The organism is Hansschlegelia sp. (assembly GCF_035538955.1).
Classification (GTDB): domain Bacteria; phylum Pseudomonadota; class Alphaproteobacteria; order Rhizobiales; family Methylopilaceae; genus Methylopila.
The window spans coordinates 164,728-183,089 of sequence record NZ_DATLJK010000015.1; the positions used below are offsets into that span (position 1 = coordinate 164,728).

General features: G+C 69.9%; 15 protein-coding genes and 1 tRNA gene. 12 read left to right on the top strand and 4 right to left on the bottom strand.

The annotated features are described in order from the left end of the window. The first annotated feature begins 19 nt into the window (after positions 1 to 19). The 4 genes from lnt to trmB all read left to right on the top strand — a co-directional run bounded on the left by lnt (position 20) and on the right by trmB (position 4,213). Positions 20 to 1,618 carry an apolipoprotein N-acyltransferase gene (gene lnt / locus VM780_RS12725; protein WP_325447881.1) on the top strand — a complete coding sequence of 533 codons (1,599 nt, stop codon included), beginning with the start codon at positions 20 to 22 and terminating at the stop codon, positions 1,616 to 1,618. A 139-nt stretch (positions 1,619 to 1,757) separates the two neighbouring features. Next, complete coding sequence (locus VM780_RS12730) at positions 1,758 to 2,171, top strand: helix-turn-helix transcriptional regulator (RefSeq protein ID WP_325447883.1); 414 nt, start codon at positions 1,758 to 1,760, stop codon at positions 2,169 to 2,171. Between the two features lie 130 nt (positions 2,172 to 2,301). After that, positions 2,302 to 3,474: a methionine adenosyltransferase gene (gene metK, locus VM780_RS12735; protein ID WP_325447885.1), complete on the top strand. Its 1,173-nt coding sequence runs from the start codon at positions 2,302 to 2,304 to the stop codon at positions 3,472 to 3,474. A 34-nt stretch (positions 3,475 to 3,508) separates the two neighbouring features. Continuing rightward, on the top strand, positions 3,509 to 4,213 hold the full coding sequence (gene trmB / locus VM780_RS12740) for a tRNA (guanine(46)-N(7))-methyltransferase TrmB (protein ID WP_414652820.1): 705 nt from the start codon (positions 3,509 to 3,511) through the stop codon (positions 4,211 to 4,213). A 10-nt stretch (positions 4,214 to 4,223) separates the two neighbouring features. Here trmB and VM780_RS12745 read toward each other — a convergent pair whose 3' ends face one another. Further along, entirely contained in the window at positions 4,224 to 5,432 is a 1,209-nt protein-coding gene (locus tag VM780_RS12745; RefSeq protein ID WP_325447887.1) for a multidrug effflux MFS transporter, read from the bottom strand. A 179-nt stretch (positions 5,433 to 5,611) separates the two neighbouring features. Here VM780_RS12745 and VM780_RS12750 point away from each other — a divergent pair, with 179 nt between their 5' ends. After that, positions 5,612 to 6,094 carry a cupin domain-containing protein gene (locus VM780_RS12750; RefSeq protein ID WP_325447889.1) on the top strand — a complete coding sequence of 161 codons (483 nt, stop codon included), beginning with the start codon at positions 5,612 to 5,614 and terminating at the stop codon, positions 6,092 to 6,094. Between the two features lie 56 nt (positions 6,095 to 6,150). Here the strand turns inward: VM780_RS12750 and VM780_RS12755 are convergent, their stop codons facing one another. Further along, positions 6,151 to 6,912 (bottom strand): glucose 1-dehydrogenase, encoded by a 762-nt coding sequence (locus tag VM780_RS12755; protein ID WP_325447891.1) that lies wholly within the window; start codon positions 6,910 to 6,912, stop codon positions 6,151 to 6,153. Positions 6,913 to 6,987: 75 nt separating this feature from the next. Further along, entirely contained in the window at positions 6,988 to 8,160 is a 1,173-nt protein-coding gene (locus VM780_RS12760; protein WP_325447892.1) for an MFS transporter, read from the bottom strand. Between the two features lie 97 nt (positions 8,161 to 8,257). Here VM780_RS12760 and gcvA point away from each other — a divergent pair, with 97 nt between their 5' ends. Then, on the top strand, positions 8,258 to 9,142 hold the full coding sequence (gene gcvA / locus VM780_RS12765; RefSeq protein WP_325447894.1) for a transcriptional regulator GcvA: 885 nt from the start codon (positions 8,258 to 8,260) through the stop codon (positions 9,140 to 9,142). Positions 9,143 to 9,251: 109 nt separating this feature from the next. Here gcvA and VM780_RS12770 read toward each other — a convergent pair. After that, positions 9,252 to 9,326: transfer RNA gene (locus tag VM780_RS12770), tRNA-Thr, on the bottom strand. Between the two features lie 224 nt (positions 9,327 to 9,550). Between VM780_RS12770 and VM780_RS12775 the strand changes: the two genes are divergently transcribed. The 6 genes from VM780_RS12775 to VM780_RS12800 all read left to right on the top strand — a co-directional run bounded on the left by VM780_RS12775 (position 9,551) and on the right by VM780_RS12800 (position 18,345). Beyond that, entirely contained in the window at positions 9,551 to 10,177 is a 627-nt protein-coding gene (locus tag VM780_RS12775) for a TetR/AcrR family transcriptional regulator (protein ID WP_325447895.1), read from the top strand. Beyond that, the gene (locus VM780_RS12780) at positions 10,174 to 11,445 is read left to right on the top strand and encodes an efflux RND transporter periplasmic adaptor subunit (protein WP_325447897.1); all 1,272 of its coding nucleotides are present in this window, start codon (positions 10,174 to 10,176) and stop codon (positions 11,443 to 11,445) included. The genes VM780_RS12775 and VM780_RS12780 overlap by 4 nt, the downstream gene beginning before the upstream one ends. A 3-nt stretch (positions 11,446 to 11,448) precedes the next feature. Beyond that, complete coding sequence (locus tag VM780_RS12785; RefSeq protein ID WP_325447899.1) at positions 11,449 to 14,580, top strand: efflux RND transporter permease subunit; 3,132 nt, start codon at positions 11,449 to 11,451, stop codon at positions 14,578 to 14,580. A 179-nt stretch (positions 14,581 to 14,759) separates the two neighbouring features. After that, on the top strand, positions 14,760 to 15,230 hold the full coding sequence (locus VM780_RS12790) for a (2Fe-2S)-binding protein (RefSeq protein ID WP_325447900.1): 471 nt from the start codon (positions 14,760 to 14,762) through the stop codon (positions 15,228 to 15,230). 3 nt (positions 15,231 to 15,233) lie between these two features. Next, a complete protein-coding gene (locus tag VM780_RS12795; protein ID WP_325447902.1) occupies positions 15,234 to 17,441 on the top strand; it encodes a xanthine dehydrogenase family protein molybdopterin-binding subunit in 2,208 nt (735 codons plus the stop codon). A 136-nt stretch (positions 17,442 to 17,577) separates the two neighbouring features. Then, entirely contained in the window at positions 17,578 to 18,345 is a 768-nt protein-coding gene (locus VM780_RS12800) for an alpha/beta hydrolase (RefSeq protein WP_325447904.1), read from the top strand. Positions 18,346 to 18,362 lie beyond the last annotated feature (17 nt).

Here is an 18,362-nt window from a genome sequence, read left to right on the forward strand (position 1 = left end):
CAGCCGCGAAGCTCGCCGCATGACGCGCCGTCCACCGGGTCTTTTCGCCCTCGCAAGCTGGGCCACCCTCGCGCATGGCTGGCGGCGCGCGGCCGTCGCTCTCGTGGCGGGAGCAGCGTCCGCGCTGGCGATGCCGCCGTTCAACCTCTGGCCCGCGCTGGCGCTGACGCTGCCCTTCATGGTGTGGCTGATCGACGGCGCCGCCGCCCCTTCGCGGCTTCGCGCGGCGCTGATCGCCGCCTGGATCGGCTGGTGCTTCGGCCTCGGCTATTTCCTCGCCGGCCTGTGGTGGATCGGCTCCGCCTTCTTGGTCGACGCCGACGTGTTCGGCTGGCTGATGCCGTTCGCCGTCGCCGGCCTCCCTGCCCTGCTGGGCGGTTTCACGGCCGCAGGCTTCGGACTCGCGCGCTTGTTCTGGACGCCGGGCTGGACGCGCGTGCTGACGTTTGCGACGGCGCTCGGCCTCGCTGAACTCGCCCGCGGCCATCTCTTCACAGGCTTCCCCTGGAATTCCTTCGGCTACGCGCTGGCCGACCAGCTCTGGCTCGGACAGTTCGCCTCTGTGGTCGGCGTCGAGGGCCTGACCTTCGCGGCGCTCGCGATCTTCGCCGCGCCCGCGGCGCTGGCCGACGCCGGACGCGGCGGCCCGAGACTGGTCGGCGCCGCCATCCTCGGGCTCCTCGCGCTCGCGGGCTTCGGAGCGCTGCGGCTCGCGACGGCCGAAGCGGGCGTCGACCCGCGGTTGCAGGTGCGCGTGCTCCAGCCGGAAATCCCGCAGGACATGAAGTCGCAGGAGTCCGAGCGCGACACCATCATGGACGCCTATGTGGCGCTCTCGGACGAGCCGCGCGGCCCGGGCCATAGCGGCTTTGCGGATGTGGGCCTGCTGGTCTGGCCGGAGTCAGCCTTCCCGTTCCTGCTGTCGCGGACGCCCGACGCTCTCGCGCGGATCGGCCGCAGCCTGGCGCCCGGCTCCGTGCTGGTCACCGGCTCGGTGCGGGGCGAGCGGCGGCCTGACGGCTCCGGAGCCGATTTCTGGAACTCGCTTCACATGGTGGGCGACGACGGATCGATTCTCGCCACCTACGACAAGATCCACCTCGTGCCGTTCGGGGAGTTCCTGCCGTTCCAGTCGCTGCTCGAGTCCATCGGTCTCGAACAGCTCACCCGGCAGCGCGGCGGCTTCGCGACCGGCGACCGGCGGTCGATCATCGCGCTGCCGCAGGGGCCGCGCTTCCGGCCGCTGATCTGCTACGAAGCGATTTTCCCGGAAGAGATCGCCTCGTCCGACGACCGCCCGGACTTCCTGCTCAACATCACCAACGACGCCTGGTTCGGACGCACGCCGGGCCCCTATCAGCATGCGGCTCAGGCGCGGGTGCGGACGGTGGAGCAGGGGCTGCCGATGGTCCGCTCCGCCAATGGCGGAATCTCCTCCGTCGTGGATGCGTATGGGCGCACGGTGGCGGCTCTTCCGCTCGGCGTCCGCGACGTTTTGGACGCGCCGTTGCCTCTTCCGATCGCCCCGACGATGTTCGTCACAACCTCCGGTCTTCTTTACCTCTGCTTTCCCATCATTTTTGCCGTTCTCGTATTCACGTCTCGTAAGCGGGTTTGACAAGCCCTAGGCGAGATGACCATCTACGGCCTCAGCCGCTTCGGCGGCGCTCTGCAGGGCGCTCGTGGCATTCGTGCGCGCGAAACAGGAGTTGTACGGCGGGGGCGACGCCGCACGATCGGTTGCTAGGAGAACTGAAATGATTAAGAAGACGCCCAACCCGGTCGACAAGCACGTCGGCAGCCGGGTGAGAATGCGGCGCGTCTTGATCGGCATGAGCCAAGAAAAGCTCGGGGAAGCGCTTGGCATCACCTTCCAGCAGATCCAGAAATACGAGAAGGGCACCAACCGCATTGGCGCAAGCCGGATGCAGCAGATCGCCACTGTCATGTCCGTGCCAGTCTCGTACTTCTTCGACGACGCTCCCGGCTCCGAAGCCCGACCTGAAGGCTTCGGCGAAAGCCAGGGCTCCGATTACGTCGTAGACTTCCTGACCACGACCGAGGGGCTTCAACTGAACAAGTCCTTCGTGCGCATTCAGGACGCCAAGGTCCGCCGGAAGATCGTGGACCTCGTGGCCGCCCTGGCGGACCAGGATCTGAAGTCCGCCTGAGAGCAGGGCCGCGCGCCATAGGTCCGCGCCCTGTTCATCGGCTTGACCGTTTTCGCCGCATCTGCGAAATCACGGGAGCGTTCGTCAAACCGAACGCTCTCGTCGTTCAACCGGTCCGGGGGAGACGCCTTTGGCACGCGCTGATTACCTGTTTACGAGCGAATCGGTATCCGAGGGCCACCCTGACAAGGTGAGCGACCGCATCTCCGACGAGGTGGTGGACATCTATCTCGGAGCGGAGCCGGAAGCGCGCGTCGCCTGCGAGACGCTGTGCACCACCAACCGCGTGGTGATCGCCGGCGAGGTCCGCGGGCCAGAGAGCATCACCACGGATCAGATCGTCGAAGCGGCGCGCGCGGCGATCAAGGACATCGGCTACGAGCAGGAAGGCTTCCACTGGAAGAACGCCGACGTCGCCGTCCACCTGCACGCGCAGTCCGCCCATATCGCCCAGGGCGTCGACGCCGGGGGCAACAAGGACGAGGGCGCTGGCGACCAGGGCATCATGTTCGGTTACGCCTGCCGCGAGACCCCGTCGCTGATGCCGGCGCCGCTCTACTACGCGCACAAGATTCTCGAGCGCCTCGCGCAGGTGCGGCATTCCGGCCAGGAGCCGACGCTGGCGCCGGACGCCAAGAGCCAGGTGACCGTGCGCTACGCCGGCGGCAAGCCGGTGGGCGTCACGTCGATCGTACTCTCCACCCAACACACCGACGAGAACCAGACCTCGCAGGACATCCGCGCGATCGTGGAGCCCTACATCCGCGAGACGCTGCCCGAGGGCTGGATCTCCGACGAGACGATCTGGCACGTGAACCCGACCGGCTCCTTCGTGATCGGCGGTCCTGACGGCGACTGCGGCCTCACCGGCCGCAAGATCATCGTCGACACTTATGGCGGCGCGGCCCCGCATGGCGGCGGCGCCTTCTCGGGCAAGGATCCCACCAAGGTCGACCGTTCGGCCGCCTATGCGGCGCGCTATCTCGCCAAGAACGTGGTGGCGGCCGGGCTTGCCGACCGCGCGACGATCCAGCTCTCCTATGCGATCGGCGTCTCCGAGCCGCTGTCGATCTATGTCGACCTGCACGGCACCGGCCAGGTCGACGAGGCGCAGCTCGAGAAGGTGCTCGGCGAGGTCATGAGCCTCAGCCCGCGCGGCATCCGCACCAAGCTGAACCTCAACCGTCCGATCTACGCCCGCACCGCCGCCTACGGGCATTTCGGGCGCGAGCCCGACGCCGATGGCGGCTTCTCGTGGGAGAAGACCGATCTCGTCGACGCGCTGAAGTCGGCGCTGTCCTGATCGGCGGCGGCCGCGCGGCCGCCGCTTCCTCCCAATGACGCTTGAGCTCATGTCCGACGACGCGCGCCGCGGCGGCTCCTTCTACGGAAGACGCCGTGGCAAAGCCCTGCGGGCCGGTCGCGCCGCGACCGTCGCGGAGGCCTTGCCACGGCTGCGCGTCGACCCGGACGCGCTGCCCGACGATCTGGCGCTCCTGTTCCCGGATCCGGTCCGGGAGATCCGGCTCGAGATCGGGTTCGGCGGCGCCGAGCATCTGCTGCACCGCGCGCAGGAAAGCCCGGACGTCGGCTTCATCGGGGTCGAGCCTTTCGTGGACGGCCTGGCCAAAGGCGTCGCCGGCCTCGAGCGCCTCGGGCTGAGCAACGTTCGCCTCTATGAGGACGACGCCACCAAGCTGCTCGACAGACTGCCGGACGCCTGCCTCGCCGGGATCGACCTCCTCTACCCGGACCCTTGGCCCAAAACGCGCCACTGGAAGCGCCGCTTCGTCTCGGACGAGAACCTGCGCCGCTTAGGCCGCGTGATGAAGTCCGGCGCCCTGTTCCGCTTCGCCTCCGACATCGACACCTATGTCGGGTGGACGCTCGCCCATGTGCGTCGCTCGCCGGACTTCGAGTGGACGGCGGAGACGGCGAACGACTGGCGCACGCCTTGGGCGGGCTGGCCGGGCACGCGGTATGAGGCGAAGGCCATCCGCGAGGGCCGGCGCGGAACCTATCTGACGTTCCGCCGCCGCTGAGACCGCGCTTCTAGCGGCCGCCTCCGGCGCGGGCCCTCGCGCTGCCCACGAACAGCGCCAGCGTCGCGACTCCGAAGAACGAGACCGCGACCGGGAGCGCCAGCAGCCCCGCCTGCCCGAGCGCCAGCGTCTTGCCGAGCGCGACGCCGACGATCGCCCCGAAGGTCATCTGCGCGAAGCCGACCAGCGAGGAGGCCGCGCCGGCGCGCTCCGGGAAGGGCTGCAGCGCGGACGCCATGCTCTGCGGCATCACCAGCCCGACGCCGAACATATAGAACATCATCGGCACGACGACGGAGGCGGGCGTGCGCGGGCCGAACAGCACGAGACCGAGCATCAGCAGCCCGCCGCAGGCGACCGCCACGGCGCCCACCCCGATCGCGCCGTCGAGCCCGCGCTTGCGCACCAGCGGCCCGGCCGCAAGCGTGCCGCCGATATAGCCGATGACGCCGATCGCGAACGCCGCTCCATAGGCGATCTCGCTCAGGCCATAGATCGACTGGAGGATGAAGGACGAGGTCGAGATGTAGGCGAACAGCCCGCCGAACGCGATCGCGGTGAGCCCGAGATAACTGACGAAGCCGCGATGCCTGAGCAGCACCCCATAGCTCCTCAGCACGGTCCCGGGGCTGAACCCGCCCGGCGCCCGCTGGCGGATCGTCTCCGGAAGCGCGAGCGCGACGATGATCATCTCGCCTCCCAGCACCAGCGTGAGCAGCACGAAGGTCGCGCGCCAGTTGAAGGCGTTCTCCAGCACGCCGCCGATCAGCGGCGCGATCGCCGGGATCAGCCCGAGGATCGTCGCCATGTTGGACAGCTCCCGGGCGGCGCGGGCGCCCGAATAGAGATCGCGCACGATCGAGCGCGCCAGCACCACCGGCCCGGCGCCGCCGAGCGCCTGCAGAAAGCGCGCGACGATCAGGGTCTCGATCGTCGGCGCGAGCGCGCAGAGCGCGCTGCCGAAGGTGAACAGAGCAAGGCTCGCGAGCAGCACCGGCTTGCGGCCGCGGGAATCCGACAGCGGCCCGTAAATCACCTGCCCGGCCGCGAAGCCGACCAGAAAAGCCGAGAGCGTGAGCTGCCCCTCCGCCGGCGTCGCCTCGAGCGCGGCGGTGAGCGTCGGGAGCGACGGCAGATACATGTCGATCGCAAGCGGACCGACCGCCGTCAGCAGGGCCAGCACGGCGGTGAGGGCGAGCGTGTCGGGCCGCAGGCGCATTGGATTTCGCAGACATGCACAGGGTGGGTCGCGCCGGACCGGCCGACCGAGCCGTTTTAGGGCGCCGGGCGCAGGCTTGAAGCGCAAAGCCGCAAGGCGCCGGCGCAACAAGCTTGGATCGCGGCCGCTTCCCCCCGAGAATGGCGCCCAAGCCCGGACAGGCAGGAGGATTGCGACGGATGACCGAAAACACCGGCCACGATCATGAGCGCTGGAAGCATGACGGCGTGCGCGTCATCAAGGGCGACCGTCTCGACCCCAACACCGCGCAGACGCCCGGCATGTTCCGGCAGGCGGCGATCAACCACGCCCGGGTCGGCGCGCAGAAGATCTGGGCCGGAACGGTCTCGATCGAGCCCAACGCCAAGACCGGGGTGCATCATCACGGGGCGCTCGAAAGCGTGATCTTCGTGGTCCGCGGCAAGGCGCGGATGCGCTGGGGGGAACGGCTCCAGTTCGTGGCGGAGGCCGGCCCGGGCGACTTCATCTTCGTGCCGCCTTACGTGCCGCACCAGGAGATCAACGCCGATCCGGACCATCCGCTGGAATGCGTGCTGGTGCGCTCCGACAACGAGGCGGTCGTCGTGAACATCACCGACGTCGACCCGGTGGAGGCGCCCGAAGAGGTTTACTGGGTCGATCCCATCCACAAGCAGCCCTAGACGGCGTTCGTCAGCTCATGCGGGGCGGCGCTTCGAGATGCGCTGAGCCCTCCGGCTCACTTGCCGCCAGTGACGTCGAGGAACGCCCCCGTGACGAAGGAGGCTTCGGGGCTCGCCAGCCAGAGGATCGCGCGCGCGACCTCCTCCGGCTGGCCGCCTCTCCCCAATGGGATCGTGTCCTTGACGCGATCCACCCGTCCGGGCTCTCCGCCGCTTGCATGCATGTCGGTGTAGATGTGCCCCGGGCGAACGCAGTTGACGCGTATTCCGTCGCGCGCGACCTCCTTGGCGAAACCGGTCGTGAAGGTCTCAAGCGCGCCCTTCGACGCGGCGTAGTCGATATACTCGCCGGGACTTCCCAGTCGGGCGGCCGCCGATGAGATGTTGATCACCACGCCGCCCCGCCCGTCGTGCCGATAGGACATGCGCCTGGCCGCCTGCTGCGCGCACAGGATCGGCCCGATCGCGTTGACCGCGAAGATGCGCCGCATGCGATCGAAGCCGAGCTCCTCGAGCCGCGACTGCCGCGCCAGCACCGCGGCGTTGTTCACCAGCACGTCGATCCGGCCGAACTTTTGGTCGATCGCGCCGAACAGCCGCTCCACCTGCTCGGGATCCGCGCTGTCCGCCCGCACGGCCAAAGCCCGGCGCCCGGCGGCTTCCACATCCGCCGCCACCGCAGCGGCGGAGGCCTCGTCGGACACAAAGCTGATCGCCACGTCGTAGCCTTGTGCGGCGGCGAGCCGGGCCGTCGCCGCGCCGACGCCGCGGCCTCCGCCGGTAATCAGGATCAGCGGGGCCTGCGAGACCTCTGTCATTGTGGGTCCTTTGCGGTGTGGTCGCAGATGATCAGCCAGAGCGACGGCGACTTGCTCAGCTTGAGAAGCGGCATGTCAGCGCAACGTCAGGCGCGGCGCGAGCAGCACGGCGAGCGGCAGCGTCAGCAGCGCGGTCGCGGCGGCGCAGGATATGCCCCAGCTTCCGCCGACAGCGTCGCCGACGGCTCCAAAAAGCACCGGCGCAAGCGCTCCTGAGCCGGTGACCCCGGTGTAGAAGACCGCGAAACCATGCTCGACGCGTCCGGATGGCGCGAGCTCGGGAACGGTCCCATAGAGGACCGAAGACGTGCCGTTCAACGCCAGCCCGACGAAGGGAAGGAGCAGCAGCGCGGGCGTCAAAGGCAGCACGGTCGTGGCGACGATCAGCAGGGCGGTCGCGCCTTCGGTCAACAGCACCGTCCGCAGAACGCCGAGCTTCGCGCCCAGCCAGCCGCAGGCGAACTTTCCGAGCGCTCCCCCGATGAACACGGCTGCGAACGCCGTTCCGATCGTGGGGAGCGCGGCGCCCTTCGCCAGCAGCACGAAGGGCAGAAAGGTGAGGAAACCCATGCGCGCCGCGGTGTCGAGGCCTCCGATCCCGCACAGCAGGGCGAAGCCGCGCCGGTCGCCCGACGACCGCCCGTCGCGAACGGAGGCGCCGGCGTGCGACACGCGGATCGGCGGCATGCACGCCAAGGCGGCCGCCGCCAGCAGGCCGAGCAGCGCCACGAGCCACAGCGCATGTCGCCAGGGCATCAGCGTCACCAGCAGCGACGTCAGCGCCGGGAGCGCCGCCTTGCCGAGATCGCCGGTGAAATTATACGTGCCGATCGGCCCGCGCGCGGCGGCGCCGAAGGCGCGCGACACGGCGGCCGATGCGATCGGGTGCTGGGTGCTGGATCCCGCGCCCGACATAGCAAGACCGAGGCACAGCCCTGCGACCCCGCCGGACGAGCCGGCCACGACGTAGCCGATCGCGGCGAGGATCGTCCCCGCCGCGAGAATCACGCGCCCGTCGATCCGTTCCGCGAGCCGGCCGGACGGAACCTGCAGCGCCGCCATGGCGCCGGCGTAAACGCCGCGCAACAGAGCGAGCAGGCTGTAGCTCAGCCCGAACTCGGCCTGCCAGATCGGCAGGAGCACGTAGATGAGGTCGGTGTACCCGTCGTGGAGCGCGTGCACGACGCCGGCGACCGCCAGCGTGCGGTTCGGAGCCGCCGGCGCCTCCGCGGATCTGCTTGAAGACATGTGACTTTGCATCGGTGAGGCAGCGGCACGTTGCGCTTGACTTCGCCGGGCGACAATCGATTTTTGCTGACCTCTCGCGTGAGGAAAACTGACGCGTATGAGTCGGCGGCTGCCACCGATGAACGCCCTCAGGGCATTTGAAGCCGTCGGCCGCCGGCTGAGCTTCACGCTCGCCGCGAAGGAGCTGCACGTCACGCATGGCGCGGTCAGCCGGCAGGTCCGCCTGCTGGAGGACTGGCTGGGCCAGCCGCTCTTCGAGCGCGGCAATCGCCGCATCGCCCTGACGGAGAGCGGCGCGGCCTATCTCGCGGAGATCGGCGCCGCGTTCGACCGCGTCGCGGCCGCGACCGCGCGTCAGTTCGAGCGCGACGCCGGCCGCCTGCTGCAGGTGAACGCCGTGGCGACCTTCACCCTGCGGTGGCTGATTCCGCGCCTCTCCTCATTCCAGCTCGCCCATCCGGGGATCGAGGTGCGGCTGACCACGTCCAACGCTCCGCTGCAGGACCTGAGGGAGCCTTACGACGTCGCGATCCGCGGCGGTCCGGACCGGATTCCCGGCCATGTCGCCGAGGCGTTCCTCTCGGAAGCCCGCATCCCCGTCTGCAGCCCCAAATTGCTGGAACAGCGGCCGCTGTCGCATCCGGGCGATCTCGCCCGTCACACGCTGCTGCACGCCGCGACCCTGCCGGATGTCTGGCCGCAATGGCTTGTGGCGGCGCGGGTCCCGGATCTGAAGCCGGCGGGCTCGATCACGCTCGAGCACTTCTATCTGACGCTGCAGGCGGCGCTGGACGGCGTCGGGGTCGCCATGGGGCCCACCGCGCTGATCGCCGACGACGTCAGCGCCGGGCGTCTCGCCATGCCCTTCGCAGCGCCGACGCTGCCGGCGCGAAGCTATTTCGCCTATGTGCCCGAGCGTTGCGTCGACGAGCCCGCCGTCCGCGCCTTCTGCCGCTGGCTCCGCCGCATCGCGCGGACCTAGGACGGCGAAGAGGCCCGACGGCTCAGACATCCGCCCAGCCCGCGCTGGTTGAACGCGGCCATCCCCGTCAGCGGAGCTTCGGGAGTCTGAAAAGTCACGGGCGAAAAACTGGTGCTGCGAGAGAGGATTGAACTCTCGACCTCTCCCTTACCAAGGGAGTGCTCTACCACTGAGCTACCGCAGCGCCGGGGGCCGTTCGTTTGGCCGCCGGTGCGATGCGGGGCCTGAAGGCGCGCGGAAACTGCCACAAGCCCCCCGGCCGCGCAAGCGCTGCGGCGCCGAAGATAGCGGCGGCCGGCAGACGCGCGCGAAAGCCGGAGAGCCTGCAGTCGAACCGGACGCTTGTGGAGTTCGCAAGCCGTCGCTATTTTGCGAACGAACGTTCGCTCTCGTGTATGTGGCTCCGCCTTGAACCAGCTTTCCCCCACTCAGGACGCGCGCGCCAGCCGGCAGGCCGAACAGCGCCGGCGGATTCTTGACGCCGCGATCGCCTGTTTCGCGCGGGGCGGATTCCACGCGACCGGCATGCAGGCGGTTTGCGCCGAAGCCGGCATGAGCCCCGGCGGGCTGTACCGCTACTTCCGCTCCAAGGAAGCCATCATCGAGGCGATCGTCGAGCGCGATCGCGCCGCGATCCCGGCGATGCTGGGTCCGCTTCTGGAGGCGGAGGACGTGGTGGAGGCGATCGTCGAGGCGGCGCGCCAGTTCGTGGCCGGCAATCTCAAGGCGGACGGCATGCCGATCTTCCCCGAGCTCTACGCCGAGGCGATCCGAAACCCGGCCGTGAAGGCGATCGCGTCGCGCTGCGACGCGGAGGTCCACGGCATCCTCGTTCGCGTGCTGGAGCGCGGCAAGACGCTCGGCCAGATCGACCCGGCGCTCGACGCCGGCCACGGGGCGCGGCTGCTGATGGCGCTCGCCGACGGCGTGCTGCTGCGGATTCTCTACGAGCCGGGCGCGGAGATCGACGGGCTGATGCCGATGTTCGAGCGCTCGATCCGCCGCTTCCTGGCGGCTGGGGAGCCGGTCCGATGAGCGCGCCGTCCAGAAAGCGGCGATGGCCCTGGCTGCTCGCGCTGGCGCTCCTCGGCGCCGGAGCGGCCGCCTACGCGTATCGCGACGAGATCGCGCAGCGGATTCATGCGAACCGAGCCGCGACTGCGCACAGCGCCGCGACCGCGGAGAGCGCCGCGCCGGCGCCGCCCGCGATCACGGTCGCGACCGCCGTGCGGCGCGAGATCGCGCAGACCATCACCGTCACCGGAACATTGGTGGCGCGCGACGAGATCATGGTTGGCGCACAGATCGACGGCCTCAGGCTCGTCTCCTACCTTGTCGACATCGGCGACCGCGTCGAGCGCGGCCAGGTGCTGGCGCGGCTCGACCGCGACATGCTGACGACGCAGCTGGCGCAGAACGCCTCGCAGCGCGCGCGCGCCGAGGCCGCGATCGCCCAGGTGCGCGCCGCCATCGCCGAGGCCGAGGCCTCCCGCGTCGACGCCGAAGCCGCGCTGACGCGGGCCGAAACGCTGAAGCGCACCGGAAACGTGACCGAGGAACTGCTGCAGACCCGCCAGACCGCGATGCGCGTCGCGGAGGCAAGGCTGCGGGCGCAGAACGAGAATCTCAGGGTCGCGGAGTCGGAAAAGGCGCTCGCCGAGGCGCAGGGTCGCGAGATCGAGCTCCGCCTCGCCCGCACCGAGGTGCGCGCGCCGGCGGCAGGCGTCGTGTCGGACCGCGCCGCGCGGGTCGGTCAGACGGTCGGCATGGCGGGAGAGCCGCTGTTCCGGCTGGTGCGGGACGGCGAGGTCGAGCTCGAGGCGGAGGTCACCGAAACGCGGCTTCACGCCGTGGCGGCCGGGCAGACCGCGCGCATCCAGGTCGCGGGATTCCCCGATCCGGTCGAGGCCAAGGTTCGGCTGGTCGCTCCCACCGTCGACGCCGCCACCCGGCTCGGCAAGATCAAGATCGCGCTGCCGGCGGACCCCGATCTGCGTCCCGGCCTATTCGCCCGCGGGGCGGTGGAGGTCGCGCGCCGCGACGGCGTCGTCGTGCCGCAGTCTGCGGTGCTGTTCGGCGCGTCGGGACCCCGCGTGCAGATCGTCACGGACGGCGTGGTCGCGGAACGCAGCGTCGAGACCGGGCTGCAGGACGCCGCCGGCGTCGAGATCGTGCGCGGCGTGTCCGAGGGTGAGAGCGTGGTGGCGCGCGCCGGCGGTTTCCTGCGCGAGGGCGACCGGGTCACGGCCGTCGCCGCGCCGGAGGTCAGCGCCGACGCCGCGCCGGCCGTGGCGGAGCGCTGAACGATGGCCCTCAACATCTCGGCGGGCGCGATCCGCAAGCCGATTCCGCCGCTCGTGCTGTTCGCGGTGCTGCTCGCGGTCGGGCTGTTCTCCTTCGCGTCCCTGCCCGTGACGCGAATGCCGAACATCGACCTGCCGCTGGTGTCGGTCACGATCAACCAGTCCGGCGCGGCGCCGAGCGAGCTCGAGCTGCAGGTGACGAAGCGGGTGGAGACGGCGGTCGCCGGCATCGCGGGGGTGAAGCACATCACCTCCTCGATCAGCGATGGCGTCTCGCTCACCACGATCGAGTTCCAGCTCGAGACCCAGGTGGACCGCGCCGTGAACGACGTGCGCGACGCGGTCACCAAGATTCGCACCGAGCTGCCGCAGTCGATCGAGGAGCCGCTGATCCAGCGCATCGACATCGAGGGCATGGCGATCGCGACCTATGCGGCCTCGGCGCCCTCGATGACGCCTGAAGAACTCTCCTGGTATGTCGACGACCGCATCGTGCGCGCGCTGCAGGCGGTGCGCGGCGTCGCCCAGGTCAAGCGCGAAGGCGGCGTCGACCGCGAGATCCGCGTCTCGCTCGATCCGGCGCGGCTCGAGGCGCTCGGCGTCACCGCGGCCGACGTCAACGCGCAGCTCAGGGCGACCAATGTCGATCTCGCGGGCGGGCGCGGGGAGGTCGGAACGCAGGAGCAGTCGATCCGCACGCTCGGCGGCGCGCTGACCGTCGAGCGGCTCGGCGCAACCCGCATCATCCTGCCGGGCGGTCGCGAGACGCGGCTGTCCGAACTCGGCAGCGTGACCGACGGCTCGGCGGAGCCGCGCGTCTCGGCCAGGCTCGACGGCAAGCCGATCGTCGCCTTCGGGATCTACCGCTCGAAGGGCTTTTCGGACGTGACGGTGGCGGAGGCCGCACGCAAGAAGCTCGAGCAGCTCGCCGCCAGCAATCCCGCGGTGAGCATCACCCCGATCGACACCACCGTGCGCTACACCGAGGCTGATTACCGCTCAGCGATGCACACGCTGATCGAAGGCGCGGTGCTGGCGGTCATCGTGGTGTTCCTGTTCCTGCGCGATTTCCGCGCCACGGTGATCTCGACGCTCGCGATCCCGCTCTCGGTGCTGCCGACCTTCTGGGCGATGGAGATGCTCGGCTTCTCGCTCAACGCGGTGAGCCTGCTCGCGATCACGCTCGTCACCGGCATTCTGGTCGACGACGCGATCGTCGAGATCGAGAACATCGTCCGGCACATGCGCATGGGAAAGTCGCCCTATCGCGCGGCGATCGAGGCGGCGGACGAGATCGGGCTCGCGGTCGTGGCGACGACCGCGACCATCATCGCGGTCTTCATGCCGGTCAGCTTCATGGGCGGCATCGCGGGGCAGTACTTCAAGCAGTTCGGCATCACGGTCGCGATCGCGGTGGCGTTCTCGCTGCTCGTCGCGCGCCTGATCACGCCGCTGCTCGCCGCCTTCTTCCTGCGCGATCATGGGGCGCGCGAGCAGGAGGACGGCTGGATCATGCGCGCCTATGCGCGCGCGCTGGCGGTCTCCGTGCGCTGGCGGTTCCTGACGGTCGCCGCCGGGATCGCGCTGTTCGTCGGCTCGATCATGCTCGCCGGTCTGCTGCCCTCCGGCTTCCTGCCGGAGAACGACACCTCGCGCGCGATCCTGAAGATCGAGCTGCCGCCGGGCTCGACGCTGGCGCAGTCGGACGCGGTGGCGCGCCGCATCACGACGATGCTCAAGCGGCGGCCGGAGGTGGCTTCCGTCTACGCCACCGTCGGCTCGGCGGCCCAGGGAGGCGCGGCGGTCGCGGCCGGCGAGGTGCGCAAGGGCGTTCTGATCATCAATCTGAAGCCGCGGTCCCGGCGCGCGCTGACGCAGAAGCAGTTCGAAGGGGAGTTCCGCCAGGAGCTGGCGGCGATCCCCGACCTGCGCAGCAATTTCGGCAATGACAACGGTCAGCGGGAGTTCACGCTGATCGTCTCCGGCGCGGACGGCGCCGCGGTCGAACGCGCCGCGGTGGAGCTCGAAAAGGAGGTGCGCGACCGGGTCCCGCAGCTTCTCAACGTGATCTCGACTGCGGCCATCGACCGGCCGGAGATCCGCATCACGCCGAAGCTCGACGAGGCGGCGGAGCTCGGGGTCTCGGTCGCCCAGATCGCCGAGACGGTGCGGATCGCCACGATCGGCGACATCAGCCAGAACCTCGCCAAGTTCTCGGCCGGCGACCGCCAGGTGCCGATCCGGGTGCAGCTCGACGAGGCCGCGCGGGCGGAGCTCTCGACCTTCGAAGCGCTCCGCGTGCGCCGCGACGCCGGCGGCAGCGTGCCGCTGACCGCGGTGGCGGATGTCGGTTTCGGGCAGGGCCCGACCAGCCTCGACCGCTATGACCGCGACCGCCGCGTCGCGATCGAGGGCGACCTCGCGCCCGGCGTGGCGCTCGGCGAAGCGCTCGCCGCCGTCAAGGCGCTGCCGGCGGCCAAGAGCCTGCCGGACGGCGTCACCCTGAAGGAGTTCGGCGACGTCGAGATCATGCAGGAGGTGTTCACGGGCTTTGCGACCGCGATGGGCGCGGGCGTGCTGCTGGTGTTCGCCGTGCTGGTGCTGCTGTTCGCCGACGTGGCGCAGCCCGTCACCATCCTGGTGTCGCTGCCGCTGTCGATCGGCGGCGCGCTGGTGGCGCTGCTCGTGACCAACAATTCGATCAGCCTGCCGGTGGTGATCAGCTTCCTGATGCTGATGGGCATCGTCACCAAGAACGCGATTCTGCTGGTCGACTTCGCGATCGAGGAGGTAGCCCGCGGCGTGCCGCGCACCGAGGCGCTGATCGACGCCGGCCGCAAGCGCGCGCGCCCGATCGTGATGACCACCGTCGCCATGGTGGCCGGCATGGTCCCGTCGGCGCTGGCGCTCGGCGAAGGCGGCTCGTTCAGGGCGCCGATGGCGATCGCGGTGATCGGCGGACTGATCGCATCGACGGTGCTGAGCCTGCTGTTCGTGCCGGCGGTGTTCACGATCATGGACGACCTGCGGCGGCTGTTCGCCCGGATCTTCGGCCGCTTCGTCGGCCCGCGCGACGAGGAGGTCGCGGCGCCCGCAGAACGGCCCGCTGGTCACGCGCTCCGAGCGGCGGAATAGCCGCGCCTGCGACCCTTGGGCGCAACGCCATGAGAGCTTCCGCAGCCCGGGTATTGCGCTCGCGCACGGTTCCTTGTCTGGAACCTGTCAAATCTCGCCGTTAGCATGCGCAGCATCCAAAGCCGTCGCCGGAGCGCGGCGGCGCATGCGCGGCCCGTTGGGGCCGTTCGGGAGACATCATGATCAAGCTTAACATCAACGGCGAGGAGCGGTCCGTCGACGTCGACGCCGACACCCCCCTGCTCTGGGTCATCCGCGATGAGATCGGGCTGACCGGCACCAAATTCGGCTGCGGCCAGGCGCTGTGCGGCGCCTGCACGGTCCATATGGACGGCCAGCCGGTGCGCTCCTGCCAGACCATGGCTGGCGATGTCGGCGACGCCCAGATCGTCACCATCGAGGGCCTGGTCGGCGCGAACGCCACGCCCGAGGGCAAGGCCGTGCAGGCCGCCTGGCGGGCGCTCGACGTCGTGCAGTGCGGCTACTGCCAGTCCGGCCAGATGATGTCGGCGGCCGCCCTGCTGACCGAGAACAAGAAGCCGACCGACGAAGACATCAACGCCGCGCTGAACGGCAATGTCTGCCGCTGCGCGACCTATCAGCGGATCCGCGCCGCGGTGCATGACGCCGCCCGCAGGCTGGAGGCCTGAGCCATGAGCATCCAGGACAGGATCGGGGGCGGCGCGCCGCTCGACATGAGCCGCCGCGGCTTCCTTGCGATCGCGGGCGGCGCCGGCGTCGGTCTGATGGTGGGCCTCAAGCCGCTCCCCGCCGAGGCGGAAGCGGCCGGCGGGCTCGTCCAGTTCAACCCCTTCGTGAAGGTCGCGCCCGACGGCGCGATCACGGTCGTGGTCAAGCATCTCGACATGGGCCAGGGCCCGACGACCGGCCTTGCGACCCTCATCGCCGAGGAGATGGACGCAGACTGGAGCCAGATGCGGACGGAGTTCGCGCCCGCCGACGCGACCCTCTACGCCAATCTCGCCTTCAAGGCGCAGGGCACCGGCGGCTCGACCGCCATGGCCAATTCCTGGGAGCAGTACCGCACGGCGGGCGCCGCCGCGCGGGCCGCGCTGGTGAAGGCCGCCGCCGACAAGTGGCAGGTCGCGCAGGGCGAAATCGTCGTCGACAAGGGCGTGCTGTCGCACCCGTCGGGCAAGCGCGGGACCTATGGCGAGTTCGCCGAGGCCGCGGCGAAGCTGCCCGCGCCGGTCGGCGCGCCGCAGGAGACCCCCTTCAAGGACGCCGCCAAGTTCAAGCTGATCGGCAAGGAAGGCCTGCACCGGATCGACAACGATCCGAAGACCGACGGCACTGCAATCTACACGCAGGACGTGAAGCTGCCCGGCATGCTGGTGGCCGCGGTCGCCCATCCCCCGCGGTTCGGCGGCAAGGTGAAGAGCTTCGACGATTCCGAGGCCAAGAAAGTCAAGGGCGTCGAGAAGATCGTCCAGATCCCGCAGGGCGTCGCGGTGCTGGCGAAGAACACCTGGGCCGCCTTCAAGGGCCGCGACGCGCTCAAGGTCGAGTGGGACCTGTCGGGCGCGGAGGGCCGCGGATCGGAGGAGCTTCTGAGGCTCGCGAAGGAGGCGGTCTCCAAGCCCGGCGGCGCGGTCGCGGCGACGCGCGGCGACGTCGACGGCGCGCTGAAGGGCGCGGCCAAGGTGATCGAGGCGGACTTCACCTTCCCCTATCTGGCGCACGCGCCGATGGAGCCGCTGAACTGCGTGATCGACCTCAAGCCGGACGGCGCGCGGCTGATCTACGGGTCGCAGTTCCAGTCGATCGACCAGCCGACGGTCGCCGCCATCACGGGCCTCAAGCCCGAGCAGGTGAAGATCGAGACGGTCTGGGCGGGCGGCAGCTTCGGCCGCCGCGCGGTGCCGACGGCCGACTACGTGGCCGAGGCGGCCTCGATCGCCAAGGCGATCAACGGCGCCAATCCGGTCAAGCTGGTCTGGACCCGCGAGGACGACACGAAGGGCGGCTACTACCGCCCGTTCTACGCCCACAAGGTGCGCGCGGCGATCGGCGCCGACGGGATGCCCGTCGCCTGGGAGCACCACATCGCGGGGCAGTCGATCTTCGCCGGCACGGCGCTTGAAGCGATGGCGGTGAAGGACGGCGTCGACGAGACCTCGGTCGAGGGCGCCTCCAACCTCGCCTATGCGGTGCCGAACCTGAAGGTGGAACTCACCACTCTCAAAGTCGGCGTGCCGGTCCTCTGGTGGCGCTCGGTCGGCCATACGCACACCGCGCATGTGGTCGAGAGCGTCATCGACGAGCTCGCTCACGCCGCCGGCAAGGACCCGGTCGAGTACCGGCTCGCATTGCTGAAGGACAAGCCGCGCCACACGGCTGCGCTGAAGCTCGCGGCCGAGAAGGCCGGCTGGACCCCTGGCGCCAAGCCCGAAAAGGGCAAGGGCCGCGGCGTCGCGGTGCATGAGAGCTTCAACACCGTGGTCGCGCAGGTGGTGGACGTCACCATCACCAAGAACGGCGGCGTGAAGGTCGACCGCGTGGTGGCGGGCGTGGACTGCGGGACGGTGATCAACCCCGACGTGGTCCGCGCGCAGGTCGAGGGCGGCGTCGGCTTCGGCCTCGGGGCTGCGCTGCGCGACGCGATCACGCTCGAGGACGGCGTGGTGCAGCAGGCGAACTTCGACACCTACGAGCCGCTGCGGATGTCCGACATGCCGAAGGTCGAGGTCTACGCGGTGCCGAGCGACGCCAAGCCCACCGGCATCGGCGAGCCCGGCGTGCCGCCGCTCGCGCCGGCGCTCGCCAACGCGATCTTCTCCGCCACCGGCAAGCGCGTCCGCGATCTGCCGCTCGGCGATCAGAAGTTCACCACCGCCTGACGCTTCGGGCTTCCACAAAAGGGCCGGCGCGAAAGCGCCGGCCCTTTTCGTTCAGAGACAAGGCGCGGGCCCTGGCGCCTTTATCCGGACGGTCGCGCTGGCTATGGGTCTCGGCCATCGACACGAAGGAGAGCCCATGACCGACCCGATCGCCGAACGCCTCACGGTCGGCGCGGACGACGAGGCGCGCGAGATCGCCGTCCTGCGTCGCGCGGGCGACGGCCCCTGCGTCGTCTGGCTCGGCGGCTTCCGCTCGGACGTGAGCGGCTCCAAGGCGGTCGCGCTCGACCAATGGGGCGAGCGCGAAGGCCGGGCGGTGCTGCGCTTCGACTATTCCGGCCACGGCGCCTCCGGCGGCCGGTTCGAGGACGGCACGATCGGCCGATGGCTTGAGGAGGCGCTCGCCGTCATCGAGCGTTATGCGGGCCCGGCGCCGGTGCTGGTCGGCTCCTCGATGGGCGGCTGGATCGCGCTGCTGGCCGCCCGCCGCATGGCCGCGCCGCCCTCGGGGCTCGTGCTGATCGCGCCGGCCGTCGACTTCACCGAAGACCTGATGTGGGCCACGTTCCCCGAAGAGGTGCGGGGGCAGATCCTGCGCGAAGGCCGGTGGATGCGCGAGACCGACTATGCGCCCGAGCCCTATCCGATCACACGCGAACTGGTCGAGGAGGGCCGCCGCCACTTGATGCTGGGCGGCCCCATCCGAACCGGCGCTCCGGTCCACATCCTGCAGGGCATGGAGGACAAGGACGTGCCCTGGGCGCACGCCATGCGGCTGGTGGAGCGGCTTGCGGAGGACGACGTCGTCGTAACCCTGGTGAAGGGCGGCGATCACAGACTGTCACGAGACGAAGATATCATTCGCCTGCTGGAAGCCGTGGACGGCGTCGCGCCGCGGGCCTGAGGGGCTCGCCAGCGAAG

Bases quoted from the DNA above. Each gene is read 5' to 3' on its own strand.
- VM780_RS12790 (WP_325447900.1), top strand. From the start codon at position 14,760: ATGATCAAGCTTAACATCAACGGCGAGGAGCGGTCCGTCGACGTCGAC.
- VM780_RS12755 (WP_325447891.1), bottom strand. From the start codon at position 6,912: ATGACAGAGGTCTCGCAGGCCCCGCTGATCCTGATTACCGGCGGAGGC.
- VM780_RS12795 (WP_325447902.1), top strand. From the start codon at position 15,234: ATGAGCATCCAGGACAGGATCGGGGGCGGCGCGCCGCTCGACATGAGC.
- VM780_RS12785 (WP_325447899.1), top strand. From the start codon at position 11,449: ATGGCCCTCAACATCTCGGCGGGCGCGATCCGCAAGCCGATTCCGCCG.
- gcvA (WP_325447894.1), top strand. From the start codon at position 8,258: ATGAGTCGGCGGCTGCCACCGATGAACGCCCTCAGGGCATTTGAAGCC.
- VM780_RS12730 (WP_325447883.1), top strand. From the start codon at position 1,758: ATGATTAAGAAGACGCCCAACCCGGTCGACAAGCACGTCGGCAGCCGG.
- VM780_RS12745 (WP_325447887.1), bottom strand. From the start codon at position 5,432: ATGCGCCTGCGGCCCGACACGCTCGCCCTCACCGCCGTGCTGGCCCTG.
- VM780_RS12750 (WP_325447889.1), top strand. From the start codon at position 5,612: ATGACCGAAAACACCGGCCACGATCATGAGCGCTGGAAGCATGACGGC.
- trmB (WP_414652820.1), top strand. From the start codon at position 3,509: ATGACGCTTGAGCTCATGTCCGACGACGCGCGCCGCGGCGGCTCCTTC.
- VM780_RS12760 (WP_325447892.1), bottom strand. From the start codon at position 8,160: ATGTCTTCAAGCAGATCCGCGGAGGCGCCGGCGGCTCCGAACCGCACG.
- VM780_RS12780 (WP_325447897.1), top strand. From the start codon at position 10,174: ATGAGCGCGCCGTCCAGAAAGCGGCGATGGCCCTGGCTGCTCGCGCTG.
- VM780_RS12800 (WP_325447904.1), top strand. From the start codon at position 17,578: ATGACCGACCCGATCGCCGAACGCCTCACGGTCGGCGCGGACGACGAG.
- lnt (WP_325447881.1), top strand. From the start codon at position 20: ATGACGCGCCGTCCACCGGGTCTTTTCGCCCTCGCAAGCTGGGCCACC.